17 protein-coding genes and 2 pseudogenes are annotated in these 20,288 nt (G+C 64.8%); 3 read left to right on the plus strand and 16 right to left on the minus strand.

Annotation, left to right across the window (positions count from 1 at the left end; translation table 11 throughout):
• Positions 1-257 precede the first annotated feature (257 nt).
• Positions 258-1,577 (plus strand): ammonium transporter, encoded by a 1,320-nt coding sequence (locus NTD82_RS28740; RefSeq protein WP_410017096.1) that lies wholly within the window; start codon positions 258-260, stop codon positions 1,575-1,577.
• Positions 1,578-1,642: 65 nt separating this feature from the next.
• Complete coding sequence (locus tag NTD82_RS28745; RefSeq protein WP_095155141.1) at positions 1,643-1,984, plus strand: DMT family transporter; 342 nt, start codon at positions 1,643-1,645, stop codon at positions 1,982-1,984.
• Between the two features lie 123 nt (positions 1,985-2,107).
• On the opposite strand, the gene NTD82_RS28750 is transcribed toward NTD82_RS28745, so the two are convergent.
• The 11 genes and pseudogenes from NTD82_RS28750 to NTD82_RS28795 form a co-directional block, all read right to left on the minus strand.
• Positions 2,108-2,287 carry a hypothetical protein gene (locus NTD82_RS28750; protein ID WP_095155140.1) on the minus strand — a complete coding sequence of 60 codons (180 nt, stop codon included), beginning with the start codon at positions 2,285-2,287 and terminating at the stop codon, positions 2,108-2,110.
• A gap of 11 nt (positions 2,288-2,298) precedes the next feature.
• The gene (locus NTD82_RS28755) at positions 2,299-3,660 is read right to left on the minus strand and encodes an ammonium transporter (RefSeq protein WP_095155139.1); all 1,362 of its coding nucleotides are present in this window, start codon (positions 3,658-3,660) and stop codon (positions 2,299-2,301) included.
• 187 nt (positions 3,661-3,847) lie between these two features.
• Positions 3,848-4,123, minus strand: a pseudogene (locus tag NTD82_RS29545) (methyl-accepting chemotaxis protein); the annotation flags it as partial.
• Between the two features lie 15 nt (positions 4,124-4,138).
• A pseudogene (locus NTD82_RS29175) lies at positions 4,139-4,819 on the minus strand (PAS domain-containing protein); the annotation flags it as partial.
• A 71-nt stretch (positions 4,820-4,890) separates the two neighbouring features.
• Positions 4,891-7,233 carry a DUF1989 domain-containing protein gene (locus NTD82_RS28765; RefSeq protein WP_262131179.1) on the minus strand — a complete coding sequence of 781 codons (2,343 nt, stop codon included), beginning with the start codon at positions 7,231-7,233 and terminating at the stop codon, positions 4,891-4,893.
• A gap of 30 nt (positions 7,234-7,263) precedes the next feature.
• Positions 7,264-8,661 (minus strand): NAD(P)-binding domain-containing protein, encoded by a 1,398-nt coding sequence (locus NTD82_RS28770; protein ID WP_262131180.1) that lies wholly within the window; start codon positions 8,659-8,661, stop codon positions 7,264-7,266.
• Between the two features lie 199 nt (positions 8,662-8,860).
• Positions 8,861-9,715 carry a formyltetrahydrofolate deformylase gene (gene purU, locus NTD82_RS28775; protein ID WP_095155135.1) on the minus strand — a complete coding sequence of 285 codons (855 nt, stop codon included), beginning with the start codon at positions 9,713-9,715 and terminating at the stop codon, positions 8,861-8,863.
• Positions 9,716-9,750: 35 nt separating this feature from the next.
• The gene (locus tag NTD82_RS28780; protein WP_262131181.1) at positions 9,751-10,881 is read right to left on the minus strand and encodes an aminomethyltransferase family protein; all 1,131 of its coding nucleotides are present in this window, start codon (positions 10,879-10,881) and stop codon (positions 9,751-9,753) included.
• Positions 10,882-10,909: 28 nt separating this feature from the next.
• Positions 10,910-11,926 (minus strand): heme-dependent oxidative N-demethylase family protein, encoded by a 1,017-nt coding sequence (locus NTD82_RS28785; RefSeq protein ID WP_262131182.1) that lies wholly within the window; start codon positions 11,924-11,926, stop codon positions 10,910-10,912.
• Positions 11,927-11,944: 18 nt separating this feature from the next.
• The gene (locus NTD82_RS28790) at positions 11,945-12,865 is read right to left on the minus strand and encodes a PDR/VanB family oxidoreductase (protein ID WP_262131183.1); all 921 of its coding nucleotides are present in this window, start codon (positions 12,863-12,865) and stop codon (positions 11,945-11,947) included.
• The gene (locus NTD82_RS28795; protein ID WP_262131184.1) at positions 12,862-13,350 is read right to left on the minus strand and encodes a dimethylamine monooxygenase subunit DmmA family protein; all 489 of its coding nucleotides are present in this window, start codon (positions 13,348-13,350) and stop codon (positions 12,862-12,864) included. Before NTD82_RS28795 ends, NTD82_RS28790 begins: the two co-directional genes overlap by 4 nt.
• Positions 13,351-13,517: 167 nt before the next feature.
• Here NTD82_RS28795 and NTD82_RS28800 point away from each other — a divergent pair, with 167 nt between their 5' ends.
• Entirely contained in the window at positions 13,518-14,132 is a 615-nt protein-coding gene (locus NTD82_RS28800) for a LuxR C-terminal-related transcriptional regulator (RefSeq protein WP_262131185.1), read from the plus strand.
• Between the two features lie 132 nt (positions 14,133-14,264).
• On the opposite strand, the gene NTD82_RS28805 is transcribed toward NTD82_RS28800, so the two are convergent.
• From NTD82_RS28805 to NTD82_RS28825, 5 genes are all read right to left on the minus strand, one after another.
• A complete protein-coding gene (locus tag NTD82_RS28805; RefSeq protein WP_262131186.1) occupies positions 14,265-15,536 on the minus strand; it encodes a D-arabinono-1,4-lactone oxidase in 1,272 nt (423 codons plus the stop codon).
• 26 nt (positions 15,537-15,562) lie between these two features.
• Positions 15,563-16,330 carry an SDR family NAD(P)-dependent oxidoreductase gene (locus NTD82_RS28810; RefSeq protein WP_095155128.1) on the minus strand — a complete coding sequence of 256 codons (768 nt, stop codon included), beginning with the start codon at positions 16,328-16,330 and terminating at the stop codon, positions 15,563-15,565.
• Positions 16,331-16,550: 220 nt separating this feature from the next.
• Positions 16,551-17,354, minus strand: coding sequence for a LuxR family transcriptional regulator (locus NTD82_RS28815; RefSeq protein WP_262131187.1), 804 nt, complete (start codon positions 17,352-17,354; stop codon positions 16,551-16,553).
• 29 nt (positions 17,355-17,383) lie between these two features.
• Positions 17,384-18,619 (minus strand): ethanolamine utilization protein EutH, encoded by a 1,236-nt coding sequence (eutH, locus tag NTD82_RS28820; protein WP_262131188.1) that lies wholly within the window; start codon positions 18,617-18,619, stop codon positions 17,384-17,386.
• Positions 18,620-18,885: 266 nt separating this feature from the next.
• Positions 18,886-20,163, minus strand: coding sequence for a carbohydrate porin (locus NTD82_RS28825; RefSeq protein ID WP_262131189.1), 1,278 nt, complete (start codon positions 20,161-20,163; stop codon positions 18,886-18,888).
• Positions 20,164-20,288: the final 125 nt, after the last annotated feature.

The following is a 20,288-nucleotide window of genomic DNA, read 5'->3' on the forward strand; positions in this document are numbered from 1 at the left end:
TGCACAAAAAGAAACTAACTTTCCCTCGGGGAAATACCAAAAAGACCGTCTTCCCGCCGAAATTTCAAATAAAAGTCTTTTAAATCATCTGCTTGAATCTTGATGAAAGCTGAGCGAAGAACTTGGCAGGCCAATTGCCTTGTCCATGGGGCAACTCAACAGCCACGCGGAAGGATGCTCTTCCCGAGGCACCCGAATGCCGACCCGTCATCCGAGCACGGGGTGCAGGCATCCCCATCGATTGGAGGCAGTGGGCAATGATCCGGTTTTCACCTGTGGTCCGCGGTACCTTGGGCCTTTCCCTGATGTTGAGCGCGACTGCGGCCCTGGCCGAGGAAGCGCCGCCCGCGATCAACAGTGGCGACACCGCCTTCGTGGCGTTGTGCTCGCTGGTGGTGCTGTTGATGATGCTGCCGGGTCTGGCGCTGTTCTATGGCGGCATGGCGCGGAGCAAGAACGTGCTGTCGATCATGATGCAGGTGTTCTGCACCTCGTCGCTGATGGCGGTGTTGTTCGCCGTCTATGGCTACAGCCTGACCTTCGCCGACGGCGGCTCGCTGCAAGCGGTGATCGGTGGCCTCGACAAGCTGTTCATGAGCGGCGTGACCAAGGACACGGTGGTCGGCACCATCCCCGAATACCTGTACTTCCTGTTCATGCTGCTGTTTGCCGCGATCACCCCGGCGATCATCGTCGGCGCCTTCGCCGAGCGCATGAAGTTCAGCGCGGTGCTGGTGTTCATGGCCATCTGGCTGACCCTCAACTACATCCCCATGGCGCACATGGCCTGGGGCGGCGGCTGGGTGTTCAACCTTGGCGTGCAGGATTTTGCCGGCGGCAACGTGGTGCACCTCAACGTTGGTATTGCCGCGCTGGTCGGGGCCTGGATGCTTGGGCGACGACGCGGTTTCGGCACCTCGGCATTGGCGCCGCACAACATGACCATGACCTTCACCGGCGGCTGCATGCTCTGGGTCGGCTGGCTGGGCTTCTGCGGCGGTTGCGCGCTGGCGGCCAACGGCTTCGCCATGCTGGTGATGGTCAACACCATGCTTGCCAGTTGCGCCGGGGCGCTGGGCTGGATCCTCGTCGAGTGGCAGCACCGCGGCCGGCCGAGCCTGTTCGGCGCGATCTCCGGCGCCATCGCCGGGCTGGTGGCGATCACCCCGGCGTGCGGTTATGTCGGGCCCATGGGCGCGATTCTGCTGGGCCTGATCGCTGGTCCGGTGTGCGTCTGGTCGGTGGACAAACTCAAGCCGATGATCGGCCTGGACGACGCCTTCGATGTGTTCGGCGTGCATGGCGTGGCCGGCATTCTCGGCGGCCTGCTGACCCCGGTGTTCGCCCTCACCGCCATCGGTGGCCAGGGCTTCGCCGAAGGGCGTGGCCTGATGGAACAGTTGTCGATCAACGCCGGCGCGATCCTGTTCAGCATCAGCGTTTCCGCGGTCACAAGCTGGGTCGCCTTCAAGCTGGCGGCAGCGCTGTGCGGTGGCCTGCGTGTGGATGAAGAAGCCGAGGTCGATGGCCTGGACCTCTCCGCCCACGGCGAGGTGGGCTACAAATACTCGAATTGAGTGAGGCAAAACCCTGCGCCGACGCCTTGCGTCGGCGTTTTCATTGGGATTGAGGGAGTTGTGCGATGGGCGGGTTGAATGGATGGGGCTACCTGATTTTCGCGGGCGTGTGCGAGGTGTTTTACGCCTCGATCATCCCCCGCACCGAAGGCTTTACCCGGCTGTGGCCAAGCCTGTATTGCGGGTTTTTCCTGGCGCTGAGCATCTACCTGCTGAGCCTCTCGGTGCGCGAATTGCCGCTGGGCCTGGCGTATGCGGTATGGGTGGGGATCGGCACGCTGGGGACGGTGGTGTATGGCAGCCTGTTTTTGGGGGAATCGCTGGGAGTGCTGAAGGGGTTGTGCTTGTTGATGATTGTTGGCGGGATTGTCGGGTTGAAGCTGGTGGGAGAAGGGCAGGCTGTTTGAACGATGCAGGCGCTCTGTGGGCGCTGGCTTGCCAGCGAAATGTCGTCAGGGCTGACCCCATCGCTGGCAAGCCGGCTCCCACAGGGGCCTGTAGGAGCGAGCTCGCTCGCGATTTTTCGGGCGTCACTTCAGCTTCGGCAACTCCTCATCCGGCATCGCATAGCTGTGCTTCTCATGCACAAACGTCGTCACCAGGGCATACAGGGTTGCGGCCACCACCACCAGGGTGATGAAGCCCAGCACGACCGGTTTGTCGGCGAAGGTGAATACGGCGCTGGCGCCTTCGTAGGTACTGATGCTCATGGCGTTGCTCCTCAGACAGTGGCTTTGCTTTCGGCGATCAGGTTCGCCTTGGGTTTGCTGACCGGTTCACCATAGATCCCGCTCCATTCCGGGTAGGCCTGGGCCGGGACTTCGGTGAGGTCCAGGCCACGCTCTTCGGCATGCGCCGGAACCCGCAGCACGCCGGCTTTCTTCAGTGCCCAGGAGACCAGGTAGCCGGGGATGAAGCCGAGCGCCGCCATCACCACCGCGCCGCCCAGTTGGCCGAAGAAGCTGATCGGCGCCATGCCGTTCATGTTCGGGTAGCCGGCAAGGAAGATGCCGCTGATGACCAGCCCGGCGAAGCCACCGAAGCCGTGCACGGCGAAGGCGCCAACGGCGTCGTCGAGGCGGAATTTCAGCAGCAGGTTGTTCACCAGTGGCGCCACGGCGGCCACGCCCATGCCGATCAGGTAGGCAAGGCCGGGGTGGTAGAGGTCAAGGCCGGGGGCCACGGAGATGATCCCGACCAGGCCACCGGACATCATCCAGTACGGCTCGCGGCTGGTCAGGTAGGCGCCGATCAGGCCGCCGGCGAAGCCCATCAGGGTGTTGAAGGCGAAGGCGGAGAGGGTGGTGGGTGCGCCGTAGATGTTGATCCACTGCGCGCCCGAGCTGTAGATGATGCAGCCGCCAAGGAAGCCGAAGAAGCCGACGATGATCAGCATCAAGCCGACCACGCTCATCGGCATGCTGTGGCCGACGATGGCGTTGGCGCTGCCGTCGGGGTTGAAGCGGCCGATGCGGGCGCCGAGGTTGATCACCACCGCCAGGGCGAAGAAGCCGGCGATCATGTGCACCACGCCCGCCGCGCCGACGTCATGGTAGCCCCACTTCACGGTCAGCCAGCCTTCCGGGTGCCAGCCCCACGCGGCGCCGAACAGCCACAGCACCGAGCCGAGCAGGATGGTCATGATGATGAAGGCGCTCATCCGCGCCCGTTCGATGATGGCCCCGGAGAGGATCGAACCGGTGGTCGCGGCGAACAGGGCGAAGGCGCCCCAGAAAATCCCGGTGGCGTTGTCCTTGATGTTCGGGCCCATGCTCTGGCTCCACGGCATGGCCGCGGCGAGGGCGTCCATGCGCGGCACGAGGCCGTCGGGGAAGGCGTTGTAGATGGCCCAGCCGAAGAGGAAGAAGGTGGGGACGATGAAGCCGAAGGCGAGGATGTTCTTCACCCCGGCGGCCAGGGCGTTCTTCAGGCGCGAGGCGCCGATTTCGTAGGAGAGGAACCCCGCGTGGATCAGGATCATCAGGGCGATGCACCACCAATAGAAGATTTCCATATTGAGGGTGTTGGTCATCTCGATCAGACCCTTGAGTTCCTCCAGGGTCGGCGTTTTCTGTTCTTCCATCACTCAATCCTCGATGCGTTGTCGCTGGAATAGTTGTGGTGGGCAGAGGGAAGGGGACGACGCTGGTTTCTTGTTTTTGGATTTGTTGCTTGGTGGTTCTTCGCGAGCAAGCTCGCTCCTACAGAAATCGCGTAGGAGCGCGCTAGTCGGGGCGCCGAACCGCAGCGATGCTGTGTCACTGACTCTGCAACATGGTCTGGATCTGCTGCACCGACTCTTGTGTCCGGCGCGCCAGGTTGCGTACTTCATCGGCCACTACCGCAAAGCCGCGGCCGCCTTCACCAGCCCGCGCCGCTTCGATGGCGGCGTTCAGCGCCAGCAGGTTGGTCTGTTCGGCAATCCCGCGAATCACCCCGGCGACCTGGGCGATCTGCCCGTAGGTGGCCTGGATGCTGGCCTGCTCGCGGTCATGCAGCGAGGCGGCGGTTTTCTCGTCGCTGATTTCCCGCACTGCACCGGTCACCCAGGTCAGCCGCCCCTGGGCGTCGCGCAGGCAACGCCCACGCTCGCGGAACCAGACTTCGCCACGGGTCTTGTGGCGCATGCGGTATTCCACGGCGTACAGGCCGTCGCCCTGGCTGTCGACCATGGCGCTGTTGAATACCTTCATGACGTTCTTCAGGTCGTCGGCGTTGACCACGCCGAAGTAGCTGTCCCAGCCATCGGGGAACGTTTCGCGGTTGTAGCCGATCAGGTTGCGGAACTGCTCGGACCAGCGGATCACGTTCTGCGGATGGTCCGGGTCGCCGTTGACCACGTTCATCGCCCAGCAGCCTTCGGTGAGGGTGCGCTTGGTCAGGTCCCAGACCTGGCGTTCTTCGTCCCAGCGCTGCCGCTCGGCCTCCAGGGTCAGGCAGCGCTGTTCGGCGTCGTCGCGTTCGGCGGCGAGGGCCGCCGCCCGCGCTTCGGCTTCCGCCACGCGACGTTCGAGGGCAGCGTGCTCCTCGGCGGTGCAGGGCGGCGGCGGTTGGCGCTCGGCCTGCTGGCGGACCCGCTGCAGCTCCGTCCAATCCCGTTGCAGGTGCTGCAGGGCGCCGGCCAAGCGCGGCTGACGCTGCAGAACCGGCGGATTGAGCGCGCCGCCGCCGTTGCTGGACAGGTGTTCAAGCCACTGGCTGACTTCATTGGCCAGTTCACTGGACGCTTTGCTGAACCACATCGCTCGCTACTCCTTGACGGTGGGGACAGTCCCTCGACTTACACCTAGCAATTTCTCCTCCAGTTTCGTCCTCACGCCCGCACCCGGCTTTTGTCCGGGTCATAGGCCACGGTGCCGGCGGCCACGGTTGCGCCGATGCGCTTCTGCTGGCCGTCGAGCTTGCCCACTTCGACGCGGGTGCCCGGCACGCAGTGAGCGACATCGAGGCGGCACAGGGCGATGTTCTTGCCCAGCACCGGCGAACGGGTGGCGCTGGTGATCACCCCGACCTGGGCCCGGCCGACCCGCACGCAATCGCCATGGGCCGCCGGTTCGTTGCCGTCCAGTTCCAGGCCCACCAGTTTCTGCTGCGGATGGGCGGCCCGGCGCAGCAGGGCTTCGCGGCCGATAAAGTCGGCCTGCTTGCTTTTCAGCGGCACGCAGAAGCCGATGCCGGCCTCGAACGGATCGGTCTGGTCGCAGAATTCGTAGCCGGCAAAGATCAGCCCGGCTTCGATGCGCAGCATGTCCAGTGCCGCCAGGCCGAGGGGGACCAACCCCAGCGGGTCGCCCAGCTCCCAGACACGGTTCCACACGCGCAGGGCGTCGCTGGGGTGGCACCAGATTTCATAGCCCAGTTCGCCGGTGTAGCCGGTGCGCGAGACCATCAGCGGCGGGCCGTTGTAGTCGTCCAGGCGCCCGGTGAGGAAGCGGAACCAGCCGAGGTCTTCGAGTTTCGGCTGGGTGCCCGGGGTCCAGATCATCTCCTTGAGCAGGGCACGGGCCAGCGGGCCTTGCACGGCGATGTTGTGGATCTGCTCCGAGGCGCTCTTGATCCACACCTTCATGCCCAGCTTCGCCGCCTGCTCGCGCAGCCAGTCACCGGCATGGTCCTCGCCGCCGATCCAGCGGAAGGCATCGGCGCCCAGGCGCAGCAGGGTGCCGTCGTCGAGCATGCCGCCGTGGTCGTAGCACATCGCGCTGTAGACCACCTGACCCACCGCCAGCTTGCGCACGTCGCGGGTCAGGCAATGGTCGAGCAGGGCTTCGGCGTCGGGGCCGAGCACGTCGAATTTGCGCAGGGCGGAGAGGTCCATCACCGCCACGCGTTCGCGGCAGCCGTGGTATTCGGCGAGGGTGCCGTAGCCGTCGAACTGGGTCGGGGTCCAGAAGCCGCGGTATTCGCTGAACTGGCGGGTGAGGGCGGAGGTGCCGGGGTGGAAGCCGCTTTCGCGGGTCAGCACCGGGTCGGCGTCGGGCGTTTTTCGAGTGGCCATGGCGATACTGAAACGCTCCTTTTCGCTATACACACGGATATGGATGTCGGTGGGCAGCCAGCCGTTGGCCGGGTCGATGTCGTCCGGGCAGGAACTGCTGGCGCAGACCAGGTCGGTCATGGCACGCAGCAGCACGTAGTCGCCGGGGCGCGACCAGGGTTCGTCGAGGGTCAGGTGCTGGTGGGCGTCGACCCCGGTGTTGAAGAAGAAATTGATCGCCGGCCAGCCGGGGCGACCTGTCACGCCGTGGGCGGCGAGGGCACGGCTGAGGTTGTCGCTGCAGTTGTCATGGCCGAAGTACCCCTGCGCCTCGTAGTAGCGCGCGGTGCAGGCCAGGGCGAAGGTGTCGTGGCGGCCCACGGTGTCGCGCACCACTTCCAGCATCGGTTGCAGGTTGCGGTCGTAGAAGCGGCTATACAGGCCGGGCCCTGGATAGGCGCTGCCGTTGAGGGTGCGGGTCACGGTCGGGTCGAGGTCGATTTCGCGGCCGGCATCCAGGCTGCGACGGTCGAAGGCGACGAAGTCCGAGCACTGCCGTCCAGCGACATCCAGCACCTGGATGTACTGGCCGGCACGTACCGCATAGTCCCGCGCCGAGCCTGGGCGAATGGTGAACTCGTCCACCACCTCGCCCAGCGGTGCGGGCAACGGCGGCGCCAGGGCATTGCGCGGATTGATCCGGTGGATCAGCAGGCGCAGCTCGCTGGCCCGTGCCTGGCTGTCGACGGCGGTCGGCCCGCCGGGCGCGGCGACCATCACCAGCAGCGCCTCGGCGGCATGGAAGCGGCGGCTGTGATTGGCCGGCGTGCCGGCGGGCCACAGTCGCGCGGCCTCCGGCAGGTGCCGGCAGTCGATACCGCGCCGCACCAGGCCCTCGGTCATGTACGCGGCTTCGCGGCTGCCGTCGTGCAGCAGGTGGCTGATGAAACCGGTGTCGGGGCTTGGCCGCAGGCCGAGGGCGCCCAGCGCCGGGCGGCTGCCGGCGAAGGCCAGCAACTCGGCGCGCTGGTCGCCTTCGAGGTCGATCACCTCCAGCCGGTCGCCCGGTTCAAGGCCAATCACCGTCAGGCCGCCGGGGGCGACGCGGTGGCGTTCCAGGCTCGCCGCGCGGGCGAACAACGCCGGCTCCAGCGGTCGGGATATCACGGGGGTTTGCATGCAAGGCTCCTTGGCTGACGGGTTGCGCGCTTACGAGGGGGTCATCGCGCCGGGGATCGGCTCTGGCGTCTTCAACGCGGTGCGCGGGTCATCGGCCAGGTAGGCCGCCAGGGAATCGTCCAGCGCTTCCAGCCAAGGGGTGTGGTGCGGCGTGGCGAGGGTGCCGGTGATCAGTGAACGGTGGCATTTGTCGCGGTAGCCCATGATGTTTTCGTACTTGTCTTTCTTCCATTTCAGGAAGGTTTCGTTCACTGCGGCGATGTCGAAACTCGGGTAGTCGGTGGCCTCGATCAACTGGCGGATGTACTCACCCTGGAACTCGAACATCTGCTGGGCGGTTTCGAGTTTTTCTTCTGTCTCGCGCCAGGCCAGGTCTTCGGCCTGCATCCGTTGCGGGTCGGGCAGGGCGAGGCGCCCGAGGATCACGTCGCGGGCGTACCAGGCCTGGGCGTCGAACATATTGAAGCTGTACCACTGGTCCTGCATGCCGAGGTAGATCAGCCGCGGGTTTTGCTCCCAGAACACGCCTTTGTAGAGGTTCAGCGGCCACAGGCGGTTGCCGGTTTTCAAGCGCAGTTCTTCCGGCAGGAACGGGAAGTGGTGCTTGTAGCCGGTGCAGAGGATGATCGCGTCGACGTGTTTGCTGCTGCCGTCGATGAAGAATGCGGTGCTGCCTTTCACATGGGTGAGCAGCGGTTTTTCTTCCCAGTTTTCCGGCCACTGGTAGCCCATCGGCGCGCTGCGGTAGCAACTGGTGATGCTGCGGGCGCCGTACTTGAAGCATTGCGAGCCGATGTCTTCGGCCGAGTAGCTGCCGCCGACGATAAGAACGTCCTTGCCGCGAAATTCCAGGGCATCGCGGAAGTCGTGGGCGTGCAGTACGCGGCCGGCGAAGCTTTCGAAACCGGGGAAGCAGGGCACGTTCGGCGTGGAGAAATGCCCGCTGGCGACCACCACGTAATCGAAGGTTTCGCTGTAGGTCAGGTCTTGCGCGTAGTTGTGGGCGGTGACGCTGAAGGTCTGGCTCTCGGCGTCGAAATGCACGTCGCGCACGGCGGTGTTGAAGCGGATCCACGGGCGGACGCCGGCTTTTTCCACGCGGCCCTGGATGTAATCCCACAGCACCTCGCGCGGCGGGTAGGAGCCCATGGGCCGGCCGAAATGCTCATCGAAGCTGTAGTCGGCGAACTCCAGGCATTCCTTCGGGCCGTTGGACCAAAGGTAGCGGTACATGCTGCCGTGGACCGGCTCGCCGTGTTCGTCCAGGCCGGTGCGCCAGGTGTAGTTCCACATGCCGCCCCAGTCGGCCTGCTTCTCGAAGCAGACCAGTTCGGGAATCTCGGCGCCCTGGGCATGGGCCGACTGGAAGGCACGCAACTGGGCCAGGCCGCAGGGGCCGGCGCCGATGATGGCAACACGCAGTTTCATGGGGGGTACTCCATGTGAGTTTTCTCGGAAGAACATCACTTGTTGGTTCAAGGGGTTCTGTAGGAGCGAGCTCGCTCGCGAAGGTCGTTGCAACGCAGCCCCAGCCTCGGCAACTGAAACTGTCCAGGCCGGTCAGTGAGGGCCCTTCGCGAGCAAGCTCGCTCCTACAGGTTTTGCATCGCTCGTGTGGCGCGCGGTATCAGCGGAAAATCACGGTCCGTTCGCCGTTGAGAAACACCCGGTGTTGCAGGTGGTATTTCACGGCGCGGGACAGGGCCACGGTCTCGGTGTCGCGGCCGATGCTGACCAGGTCGTCGGGCAGCCAGGCGTGGTCCACCCGCTGCACTTCCTGTTCGATGATCGGGCCCTCGTCGAGGTCGGAGGTGACGTAGTGCGCGGTGGCGCCGATCAGCTTGACGCCGCGGGCGTAGGCCTGGTGATAGGGCTTGGCGCCCTTGAACCCGGGCAGGAACGAGTGGTGGATATTGATCGCCCGGCCAGACAGTTGCCGGCACAGGTCATCGGACAGAATCTGCATGTAGCGCGCCAGCACCACCAGCTCGGTGCCGGTCTCTTCCACCAGTTGCAGCAGCGCGGCTTCCTGCTGCGTCTTGGTGTCTTTGGTCACCGGCAGGTAGACGAAGCGGATGCCCTCACGCTCGGCCATCGGTCGCAGGTCGAGGTGGTTGGAGACGATGGCGGTGATGCGCATGTCCATCTCGCCTTTCTGGTGGCGGTAGAGCAGGTCGGCCAGGCAGTGGTCGTATTTGCTGACCATCAGCAGTACCGGCATCGGCCGGTTGCCTTCGAACAGGTCCCAGTCCATGGCAAAGGGCACGGCGACGTCGACGAAGCCCTGGCGCAGGGCGTCCAGGTCGGGCTTGACGCCGTCGTTGAAGCGGAACACCGCGCGCATGAAGAAGCGCCCGGCAAGTTCGTCGTCGAACTGCGCGAGTTCGCTGATGTAGCACTCGCGGCCTGCCAGGTAAGTGGTGACCGCCGCGACGATGCCGGAGGTTGCCGGGCAGCTGATCTTGAGGATGTAGTGGGTCATGTCGGTGGTTCTCGTGCAGGCAAGGTCGGAAGCGTTCAGCCTTTGGCGGTGCGCTTTTTCTTTTCCGGGTCGTCGAACGGCAGGCTATGGGCGATGGCCTTGGCACTGAGGCTGCCGCGCACTTCGAGGGGCAGGCCCTGGCTGGCGATGTGCGGCTCGACGCGGGCGATGGCCATGGAGCGTTCGGTCAGGCGCGAGTACATGGCGCAGGTGATCACGCCGACCTGGCGACCGTCGTGCCAGAGGGTGTCGCCGTTCTGCGCGGCGCTATGGCCGTCGAGCAGTACGCCAAAGATCTTGAAGCGCTCCTGGCCCTGGCGCCGGTAGTGCTCGCCGGCACCGCGAAAGTCGCGCTTGCCGGGCGATACGGTGAAGTCCAGCCCCAGCTCCCAGAGGGTGTCGCCGGCTTTCTGGTCGGCGAAGGGGTACATCTGCGAGTTGTCGTAGGGGAAGAACAGCAGGTAGCTCTCGACCCGCAGCCAGTCGAGGGCGGTGAAGGCGCAGGGGATGATGCCGTGGCCCTGGCCTTTTTCCAGGATGCTGTCCCAGATCAGCGGGGCGTCGGCGGCCTTGCAGAAGATCTCGTAGCCGCGCTCGCCGGTGTAGCCGGTGCGGGAGATCATCACCGGCCGGTCGAACAGCTTGGTTTGCAGGTGGTGGAAGTACGGCAGGTCGCGGATGCCGGGAACGTGTTCGGCGAGGAAGTCCACCGCCTTGGGCCCTTGCAGCGACAGGTCGTGGAGGTCGTCGTCGAACAGCACCGCGACCTGGCGGCCCTGGGCCGAGCGGATCAGCATTTCGTGGCCGATGCCGGCGCCGTGCACCACCATGAAGGCGTTGGGGCCGGTGCGGTAGACGATGCAGTCATCGGCGAAGGTGCCGTCCTCATCCAGCAGGCTGGCGTACACCGATTTGCCCGGATAGAGCTTCGCGATATCCCGTGTGGTCGCGTACTGCAGCAGGCTTTCGGCATGGGGCCCGACGTAGTGGACCTTTTTCAGCCCGGACACGTCCATCAAGCCGGCGTGGGCGCGAATGGCCTCGTGGTGATCGGCCAGGTCGCTGGCGTAGGTCCAGGCGGTGCCCATGCCGTTCCAGTCTTCCAGGTTCGAACCGAGGGCCAGGTGGCGTTCGCGGAGCGCGCTGATGCGCCATGAGTTGCTCATGGGAAATTCCTCTTGTGGTGAATCGGGGTCAGGCTTGCGGGTCGAAGCGGCTCAGCCACTGGACCAGCGGCTGGCGGTAACGGGTCATGCCCTTGTAGTCGGCGATGGCCTCGGGCAGGTCGCGGATCACCCGGTGCAGGCGCTGCGCCCAAGCCGGATTGGTGACCAGCTCATCCAGGCTGATGAGGTAGGTGCGGATGCCGAACAGCAGCGCGTTGGAGCGCGGCAGCCGCAGCATCAGTTGCAGCTCCACGCGCAGGTGCACCAGCTCGCCGGCGTTGTCAGCGGTGACCTTGCCGCGGTCGCGGCCCCACTGGTGGAAGGTTTCGGGCGAGGTGTCCAGGCGCGGATTGATGGTCAGGGTCCAGTTCAGCCGGCGCACCGGCTGGCCGACCTGGATGTTCACCAGGTACTTGAGGGCGCGGTCGAACACGCCCATCTGGTTGGCGATCGGCACGGGCGAATGCCACTGCTTGAAGCTCATGCCGGCGTCGAAGCGCAGCGACCAGTCCGCCGGGCAGGTGACCATGCCGGCGTCCATGAACAGGTCGTTGTCGCGCTGGTCGAGCAGGGCGAAATCGCCTTGCATCTGCCGGGTGATGTATTCCAGTGGTTCGCAGGGCAGGGTGGTCGGGTCGCCGTAGGTGAAGCGCTGGTCGATACCGAGCGCGAGGTTGCGCCAGTGCCAGGCGTCGCCGTGGCGGGTTAGTTGGAAGTGCGTCGGGTAGTCGCGGGCGAGGTGTTCCATCAGCACTTCGAGGGTGTCCCAGGCCGCCTGGACCATGTGCGGCATGACCAGGCAGCGCTCCGGGTCCTGTTCCAGCACCCGGGCACGCTCGGCCATTTCCGAGACGTAGTGCTCGTCCACATCGAAGGTGTGTTCGAACACCGAGCCCGGATCGCGGGACACCGCCGGCTCGATGTTCACCGAGTACATGTACTGGTCTTCGGGGAACGGGAAGGGAAAGCGGGCGATGGCCGCCGCGCTGTTGTGAAAACTGAAGTCGTCCCGGTAGGTTTCGTTCGGCGTGAAAGTCAGGGTCATGGCGTGGCGTCTCCGGGGTCAGATATCGAGCAGGATCGGGCTGCCGCAGCCGCGGGATACGCAGGGCATCAGGCTACTGGTGCGCTCGGCGGCGGCGAGGACGTGGTCGCGGTGCTCCACATCGCCTTTCAGGTACGGCGTCTGGCACTGGCCGCAGACCCCGCCGCGACACAGGTTGGGCACTTCCACACCGGCGGCTTCGAGGGCTTCGAGCAGGCTTTGCTCGGCGCTGACCTGCAGGTGCCGGCCGCTGCGCACCAGCTCCACGCGAAACGGCTGGCCGGGTTGCGCCGCGGCGAAGGCTTCGCTGTGCACCCTGCGTGGGCTCCAGCCGAAGGCGGCGGCCTGCTCCTGGATAGCCAGCAACAGCGATTGCGGGCCGCAACTGTAGACGTGGGCACCCAGCGGGCGATCGCGCAGCAGGGCGGCGGGGTCCAGGCGCCGGACGCCGCTGGGGTATTCATGCAGGCGCGGGCCAAGCAGTGTGCGCAGTTCGGTCAGGTAGGCATCGCTGCTGGCGGCGCGGTAGGCGTAATGCAGTTCGAAGTCTTCGCCACGGCGCAGCAGTTCGCGGCCATGGGCGAGGAACGGCGTGATGCCGATGCCGGCCGCCACCAGCAGGTGCTGGCGCGCCTTGCTGTAGAGCGGGAAGAGATTGGCCGGGGCGCTGATGGCGAGCTGGTCGCCGGCGTTCATTTCCTGATGGAGAAAACGCGAGCCGCCGCGCGAGGCGTCCTGATGGCGCACGGCGATGCGGTACTGGCGCCGGTCGGCCGGGTCGCCCAGCAGCGAGTAGGCGTTGCGCCGGCCATTGGGCAGGTGCACTTGCACATGGCTGCCGGCGGAGAAACCGGGCAGCTCGCCGGTCAGGGCTTCCAGGCGGTACTCGCGGATCACCGGGGTGAGCTCGCGGATGGCGGCGATACGGACGTCGATCATGGGCGCACCTCGGCGAACGGTTGCTCGGCATCGGCGCAGACGCCGAGGTAGGCGCCCAGCCGTTGCGAGAAGTGGCGGCGCACCTCCAGGTGCACACCGCAGTGGCCGCAGACCAGGCTGTCTTCGGGGCTGGCGGGCTGGCAGCGGGCGCAGTGCACGCAGAACACCAGGCGGCTGCCTTGCACATGGCTGAGGACGATTTCGTCGTCTTGCAGGCCGGCTTGCCGTGCCACGGCGTGCAGTGGCCAGATAAACGCTTCGTCGCCGCGCAGTTCCAGGCGCAGGCCGCAGCGGGCGTGGGCCAGGCGGCTGCTCAGGGCGTGGTGCAGGGCGGCGCTGTCGGCGAAGTCGGTCAGCACCAATTGGTTTTCGTCGGCGATGCGGGCATCCCGGACGCGGGTCACCAGCAAATCGACTGCCGGGCCTGACGGGCTGGCCGGATAGCGCGGAACGCTGAACGGATGGACGGTGGCGACACTGCTCATGGACACCTCGGCGGATGAAGTCGTGTTTCTTCGTGGGGTAAATAATTTCCCCGCAAGAAATTTCGCTCAATCCGCTAGAGGAGGTATGCCAAAAGGAGTAGTTGCCATGAAAGGGCATGGAAGTTGCTGTCACTCAGGCAATTCCCCAGGGTTGCAGGAGTAGAGGGATGGACAACGCCACGCTGTCGACGCCCGGCCGGGACGCACTCACCGAGCGCGAGGGCCAGACCCTGACGCTGATCGGCGCGGGCCTGAGTAACAAGCAGATCGCCCGGGAGCTGGGAATCAGCGACGGGACCGTGAAGATCTACGTGCGTAACCTGTTGCGCAAATTCCGCATGGAATCGCGCCTGGCACTGGCGACACGGGTGCACCGTGGCGTGCCCGCTGAGCGTGCAACTGCGGCGCCGGCTGCACCGATTCCGTTCGCCCTTGGCCTGCTGAATGAACTGCCGGGCCTGATCTACCGCGGCAAGAACGACCGCAGTTGGTACATGGAGTACGTCAGCGCCGGCTGCATGCCCCTGACGGGCTACCCCGCCGACTACCTCACCAGCAACCCGCAGCGCAGTTTCGGCTCGCTGATTCTTGATGAGTACGCCGATTACATCTGGTACTGCGTGCAGTGCGCGCTGCTCAAGCACGAGCCGTATCAGCTCAGCTACCGCATCCGCTGCGCGCAGGGGCGGATCAAGGATGTCTGGGAAACGGGGGTGGGGATCTACTCCAGCAGCGGCGAGGTGTTGGGGGTGGAGGGGGCGATTTTCGAGCGGTTGGTCTGAGAGGTTTGCGGGGCTGACGGGGCCTCATGGCTGGCAAGCCACACACAGGGTGCTGGCTGAACGCAGAACCCTGTGGGAGCCAGTCTTGTCGGCGATGAGGCCGGTCGGAACGATGTTGTTGCCAGCCCTGGCTTACCTGAACAACGGACTCAAATGCTCGCTGAGGTACACCCCTTCCGGGTCCAGTTCGCGGCGCAGGGCGCGGAAGTCCCTGGCCCTTGGATAGATCGCCGCCACATCCTCACCGGTGAGGAAGTGCAGCTTGCCCCAATGCGGCCGGCCCCCATAACTGCGCAGGATGGCATCCACCGCACGGAGGAATCCCCAGTAGTCCGTACCCGGTTCTCCGGAGACCGAAATCGTCACGCTGTCCTGCTCGAAGAACGGGCTCATCCAGGCGCCGTCGCCCGCAGTGAAGCGGTACTCGATCGGGTAGATCGCTTCCGGGAAGTCTTCGAGCATGATCTTGCGCACGGCCCGCAGCGCTTCTTTGGCGTGAACCAGCGGCACGGCGTATTCCAGTTCATGGAAGTTGGGCAGGTATTCGATGGGGTAGACGTCGGAGCTGTAGGCGATTTTTTCGAAGGCACTTTCAAGCGGCGGGCGGTCGGTGATGTCCATCACCTTGACCTCGCAGACATCGGTGGTGCGGTCGCTGCTGGAGGTGGCCGCGGTGTCGGGCAGGCAGTAGCAGTGACGGCTGCGTTCGGTGGGGCACCAGAAGAAGCTGAAGTGCCGGTGCGTCCTGGCCAGTTCGTCATGCTTTTCCATCACGCTTTCGAAGTCTTCCCGCCAGATGCGTTCGTGCAGATGGAAGCTGTCGGTCACCTGCATCGTCAGTTCGGAGACGATGCCCAGCACGCCGAGCGACACCCGCCCGGCCTGGAGCAGGTCCGGTGTACTTTCGTCGACGACGATGATGCGGCCGTCCGGCTGGATCAGCTTCATGCCGACGATCGACGACGCCAGGTTGCCCAGTTGCAGGCCGGTGCCATGGGTGCCGGTGGTGAGGGCGCCGGCGATGGACTGGCTGTCGATATCGCCTTGGTTGATCATCGAAAACCCGGCATCCCGCAGCGCCTTGCCGAAGGCATTGACGGTGGTTCCGGCACCGGCGGTTACCCGTTTGCGCTCGTAGTCGATATGGCGGATGCCACTGAGGTTGCCCAGTGTCAGGTGCAGGCCGTTGGTCAGCGCCACGGGCGTGAAGGAATGCCCGGACCCGGCGACGCGCACGTTCAGGCCCCGGCGCGTTGCGTCGCTGACCAGGCTGCACAGTTCGTCTTCACTGGTCGGCGCGCCGCGCTCGGCACGGATGCAGGACTGGTTGCCGGCCCAGTTACGCCAGTGGGCGTGCTCCAGTCCGAACTCATTGATGTGCATGTTGTTCGACGAGGTGGTCACGATAGATCTCCTGCTTGTTGTTCTGATCAGAGAGCGGTGTAGGCGTTGTCGGCGAACAGGTGCGCGCCGTTGACGAAACTGGCGTCGTCGCTGGCGAGGAACAGCGCGGCGGCGGCGATTTCTTCGGGGCGGCACAGGCGGCCCTGGGCTACGGCGATCGCCGCCTCGGTGACATCCACGCCGTATTTGCCCAGGGTGTCGATTTCACGCAGGCCGTGAGCGGTGGCGATAAAGCCGGGACAGATGGCGTTGGAACGGATCCCGCGATCACGGTACTCGACCGCGATGGCCCGGGCGAACATATGGGTGGCGCCCTTGCTGGTGCAATACAGCACCTCCATCGGCGTACCCACCACCGCCGAGATCGACGAGGTGCAGACGATGCTGCCGCCGCCCGCCGCGAGCATTCCCGGCAACACGGCCTTGGTCACGAGGAACATGCTCTTGACGTTGACCGCCATGATCCGGTCCCAGTCCTCTTCGGTGGTGTCGAGGAAGGGCTTGGCGCAAAGGATGCCGGCGTGGTTCATCAAGACGGTGATCGGGCCGAACGCTTCTTCCACACTGGCCACTGCGGCGGCCACTTGCGCCGCGTCGGACACATCTGCCGCCGCGAACACCACGTCATGACCGGCCTCCCGCAGGGCATGGGCGATGCGGCTGCCGTCGCTGCTCGGCAGGTCGACAATTCCGACGCGTGCGCCCTCGGCGGCGAACAGTTCCGATGCGGCCAGGCCGCAGCCTCCCGCACCACCGGTGACAAGGGCAACTTTGCCGTTGAGGCGTCCACTCATTGTGTTTCTCCTGAACGTGGAAGAGGCCACGTAATGAAGTGCTTTTATTGGAGGGCAGCAACTGGCGCTGTGGTATCGAGAATGAACGGGAAAGTTGCGGAAAACCATATACCTGGCGGTATAGATGGAGTGATTTAAATCCATTGGAAGTTGCACCGGATTCGCGCACGAAAAAGCCCCGGTGCCTGTTGCAGAGGCCCGGAACAGTAACGGTCGCTGTTCAGGAAGTTCTGGCGATGTAGTTGATGAATAAACGGAAAAGTTCCGCGTAAGTGGAGATCTCCAGGCGCTGGTAGATATTGTGCTTGTGCACTTTTACTGTGCCTTCAGAGATATTCAGGGTGCGTGCGATCGAGGTACTGCTATGTCCCTGCAACACCAGTTTGGCGACATAGCGCTGGGTATCGGTCAGTTGTCCCTGGAGCATGTCGATGAAAGCGTCTTCGAGCATCACATCGCTGCGTTGCGGGTCCACCAGTTGGTCGCCCAGGGCCAGCCGGCAATGCAGTTCGAAGACCGCTGACAGTACCGGCGCCATCCGCCCCAGTTCCGTCAGTTCGTCGTCGCTGAACGGCCCTTTGGAGAGATTACGCATCAGTGAATAGACCACCGCGACCTGCGGGCGGATGGGCACGATGAAGCCGACTTCCTCGATCTCGCTGCCTTGTTCGGACGACACGCAGGGGTGCAGGTCCCTGGAGATGGCGAAGCCCGAGGAAAAGAAGCTGTCGGGGGCCAGATCGCTCATGCGCCAGAGGCCGGCGGGGTGTTCGTTGATGCAGGCGACATAGAACGGATCGAGCAGATAGCCGCCGCGCAGGTAGGCGGCCAGGGTCTTTTCCGGCACCGACTGGTTGTAGCCGTTGTGGATCAGCAGCGCGTTGTGGTTGAAGCGGAACAGGTAGGCGCAGCTCATATCGAACGCCAGCGTGCGCCGGACCATCTCATCCAGCGCACCACCCAGTGCCTCGCTGCCTGCCGCGCGTATGACCGCCGACAGGCATGTCGCTTCTTCAGCTCTCATTGTGATTGCCACGCCTTCTGGTTTCGGGCTCAAACAAGCCGGGGCGCGGCCTCGAAGTGCGCTTGCCCGGCGATGTCCGAAAGATCCATTTCCACGGCTTTCGGCACCGCCAGCCAGTAAGCCAGAAGCATGCCAAGGGCGCCGCCGGTCAATTTCCCGATGATCAGGGGCAGGATCAGGGTGGGCTGGAAGTTGGCCGAGAAGGCCATGTGATCGCCGAAGGTGAAGGCGGCGCAGACCGAGAAGGCGATGACCAGCACCTTGTCCTTGGCCGGCATGTCCTGCACCAGGCGGAACATCGCCAGGATATTGCACGAGGCCGCCAGCACACCGGCGGCGCCCACTGCGGATAGGCCCAGGCGTGTCGCGACCTTCTCGATCGGCCGGGACAGGAAGCGCTTGATCAGGTACACCATCGGGAACGCGCCGCACAGCATGATGCCGATATAGCCGGCGATTTCCAGGGCGCGGAACTGGTCGGTCTGGTCGGCAATGATCGGCGCGAAGCCCCAGCCGCCGAACAGGTGGCTGAAGGCGGAGGTGAAGTACTCGACGATGGAAGCGACCAGCACCAGTGTTACCAGCAGATACAGGAGCTGACCCAGTTTCAGGAACAGCGTCACCATCAGTCCGGGCAGGTAGCGCAGGGCGGCGGCGAGGGCGAGGCAGAACAGGATCAGCGGCATCAGGTTGCGCAACAACATGGGCAGGGTGAAGTGCAGGGCCTGGGTGGCGGCGCCGGTGGTGGCGACATCCGCCCGCACACCGAGGCCGAGGAACTGGGTCACCAGGGCAATCACCAGGATGCTCAGGGGGATGGTCAACAGCCCGGCCATGACCCCGAGCGCCATGTACTTGTGATCGACCTTGCGCAGCATCGCCAGCCCCACCGGAATGACGAAAATCACCGTGGCGCCGGACTGGAAGCCAGTCAGCAGGCCGAGTATCCAGCCCTCGGGGCTTTGCGCGAGGCTGTGGGCCAGCTGATAGCCGCCCATGTCCGAGGCGATGAAGATCGGGCCGGCTATTCCCGGGTCGGCGCCCATCCACAGGAATATCGGCGCGATGAAGGTGGCGATGAAGCTGGAGATATAGGGAATCGAGGCCATGATCCCGGCGACGGGGATAAAGATCGGGCCGATGCTGTGCAGGCCCGCGGTGAACTCCTTGCCGAGCGCCGACTCGGCGTCGACGATCGAGGCGATGGCGCCAATGACGGCGCAGGCCATGATCAGGTAAATGATGTAGGTGCCGATATTTTCCATGATTGCTGCCTCTTCTCTTGTTCGGTTTATTGGCAGTTGGACAGGGATGCTGCAGGGCGACGCCGAAGCACAAGGCTGGCGCCGGCTCCGGGGGCGGGATTGTTGTGAGTGACGCTTGCCGGAGTGATAGGCAAGGTACGGCGGCGGGCGCCGTTCTGTACATATACCGGGGGGTATAGGAGGGGGGATGAAATTTTGCTGGATTTACTGGCGATGAGGCCGGCCGCAACAACCCTGTTGCCGGCCGGCCGCTATCGCTGGCTACGTCAAAGCGAAGCCTTCACCTGCAATCCAAACACCAGCGCATTATCGATATCACTGCCCGAGAAAGCCCCTGGCTCGATGATGTACTGCACATCCGGGCGCAGCATCAGCCAGGGCGTGGCCTGGTAGCCGTAGCTCAGTTCGATCAGGCGCTCGGCGTTGCCAAGGCTGGGGAAGTCCTGGCCGTTGGCGAGGGCGTTCTGTTCCTGCACCTCGCGGCTGCGCGGATTAGGCACGGCGCGGCCGAAACCGAGGGCAACGGTGTCGTTGGGGCGACTGGCGAAAGGCTGCTTGAGCACCACGCCGGTGCTGTACCACTTGCTGAACGGCGACGCCGCCGAACTCGCCGCCGCCGCCTGGCCGAACACATGCAGGCTCTGCCCCGACAGCGCACTGGATTGCCATACCGCCTGGTCCAGCAGCAGGTAATGGCCGCCACGGCCGGCGACTTTTTCATTGCTGCCGATGCGCGTGGCGTCAGAGTTGTCGTAGTACCAGCCCAGTTTGTATTCGCCCGCCAGGCCATCGAGTTTCTTGTACACCAGCTCCACCGGCACCACGGTGCCGGTCTTGTGCTTGGGCGTGACATGCCAGGCGCGGCTGGAGTTGCCGTTGCTCTCCGGGTCGACGGCAAAGGCCGCGACGCGTACCTGCCAGGCCGGGTTGAAGCTGTACTTCAGGCGCACGCCGAGGCGGGCGTTGGGGTAGTTGGTCCAGCCGCTGCCGCCGGACATGTTCAGCGGATGCCCGCAGAAACCGGCGTTCATGAAGTTGCACAGAATGCCGCTGTCGAGGCCGCCGAGGTCGTTGCCCATGGCCATGTAGCCGAGCTTCACGTCCAGCGCCGGGGTGAACAGGCTGCGCTCGTAGCTCAGTTCGGTGAGGCGGGTGTAGAGGCCGCCGAAGTTTTCCTGTACTGGCAGGCGGTTGCCGACCAGGTCACCGGAGCCGTCGTTGCCGCGTCGGTCGTTGATGGTCAACTGCACCACGCCGGCGTTGTCGAGGCCGTAGAGTTTATCCAGGTCGAAGCGCACGCCGAGCTTGAGGTTCTGCGAGTAACGCGCCGAACGCTTGAGGCCGCCGTCGGCGTTGTACACGGTCTCGCCGCTGTAGTCGCCGGTAAAGCGGATGCCGTCGGCTTCCAGTTGGTTGCGCAGGCCGCCCCAGTCGCCGGTCAGGGTCGAGCGGTCGAACACATCGGAGGCGTTAGCGAAGGCGGGGGTCAGACAGCAGGCCGCCAGCAGCAGGGCAGCACGGCGGTCGGAAAGAACAGAAAACATGAAGGAGATTCCCGGGGTAAAGCCAAAACAGAACGCGCGGCCGAAGCCGCGCGGGACAAACGTGGGCCCCCCGCGCGGGGGGGGGGGGGGGGGGGGGGCCCCCCCGCGGAAGGCTATAACTTATA

Source organism: Pseudomonas sp. 5P_5.1_Bac1, assembly GCF_025466015.1.
In the GTDB taxonomy this organism is placed as follows: Bacteria; Pseudomonadota; Gammaproteobacteria; order Pseudomonadales; family Pseudomonadaceae; genus Aquipseudomonas.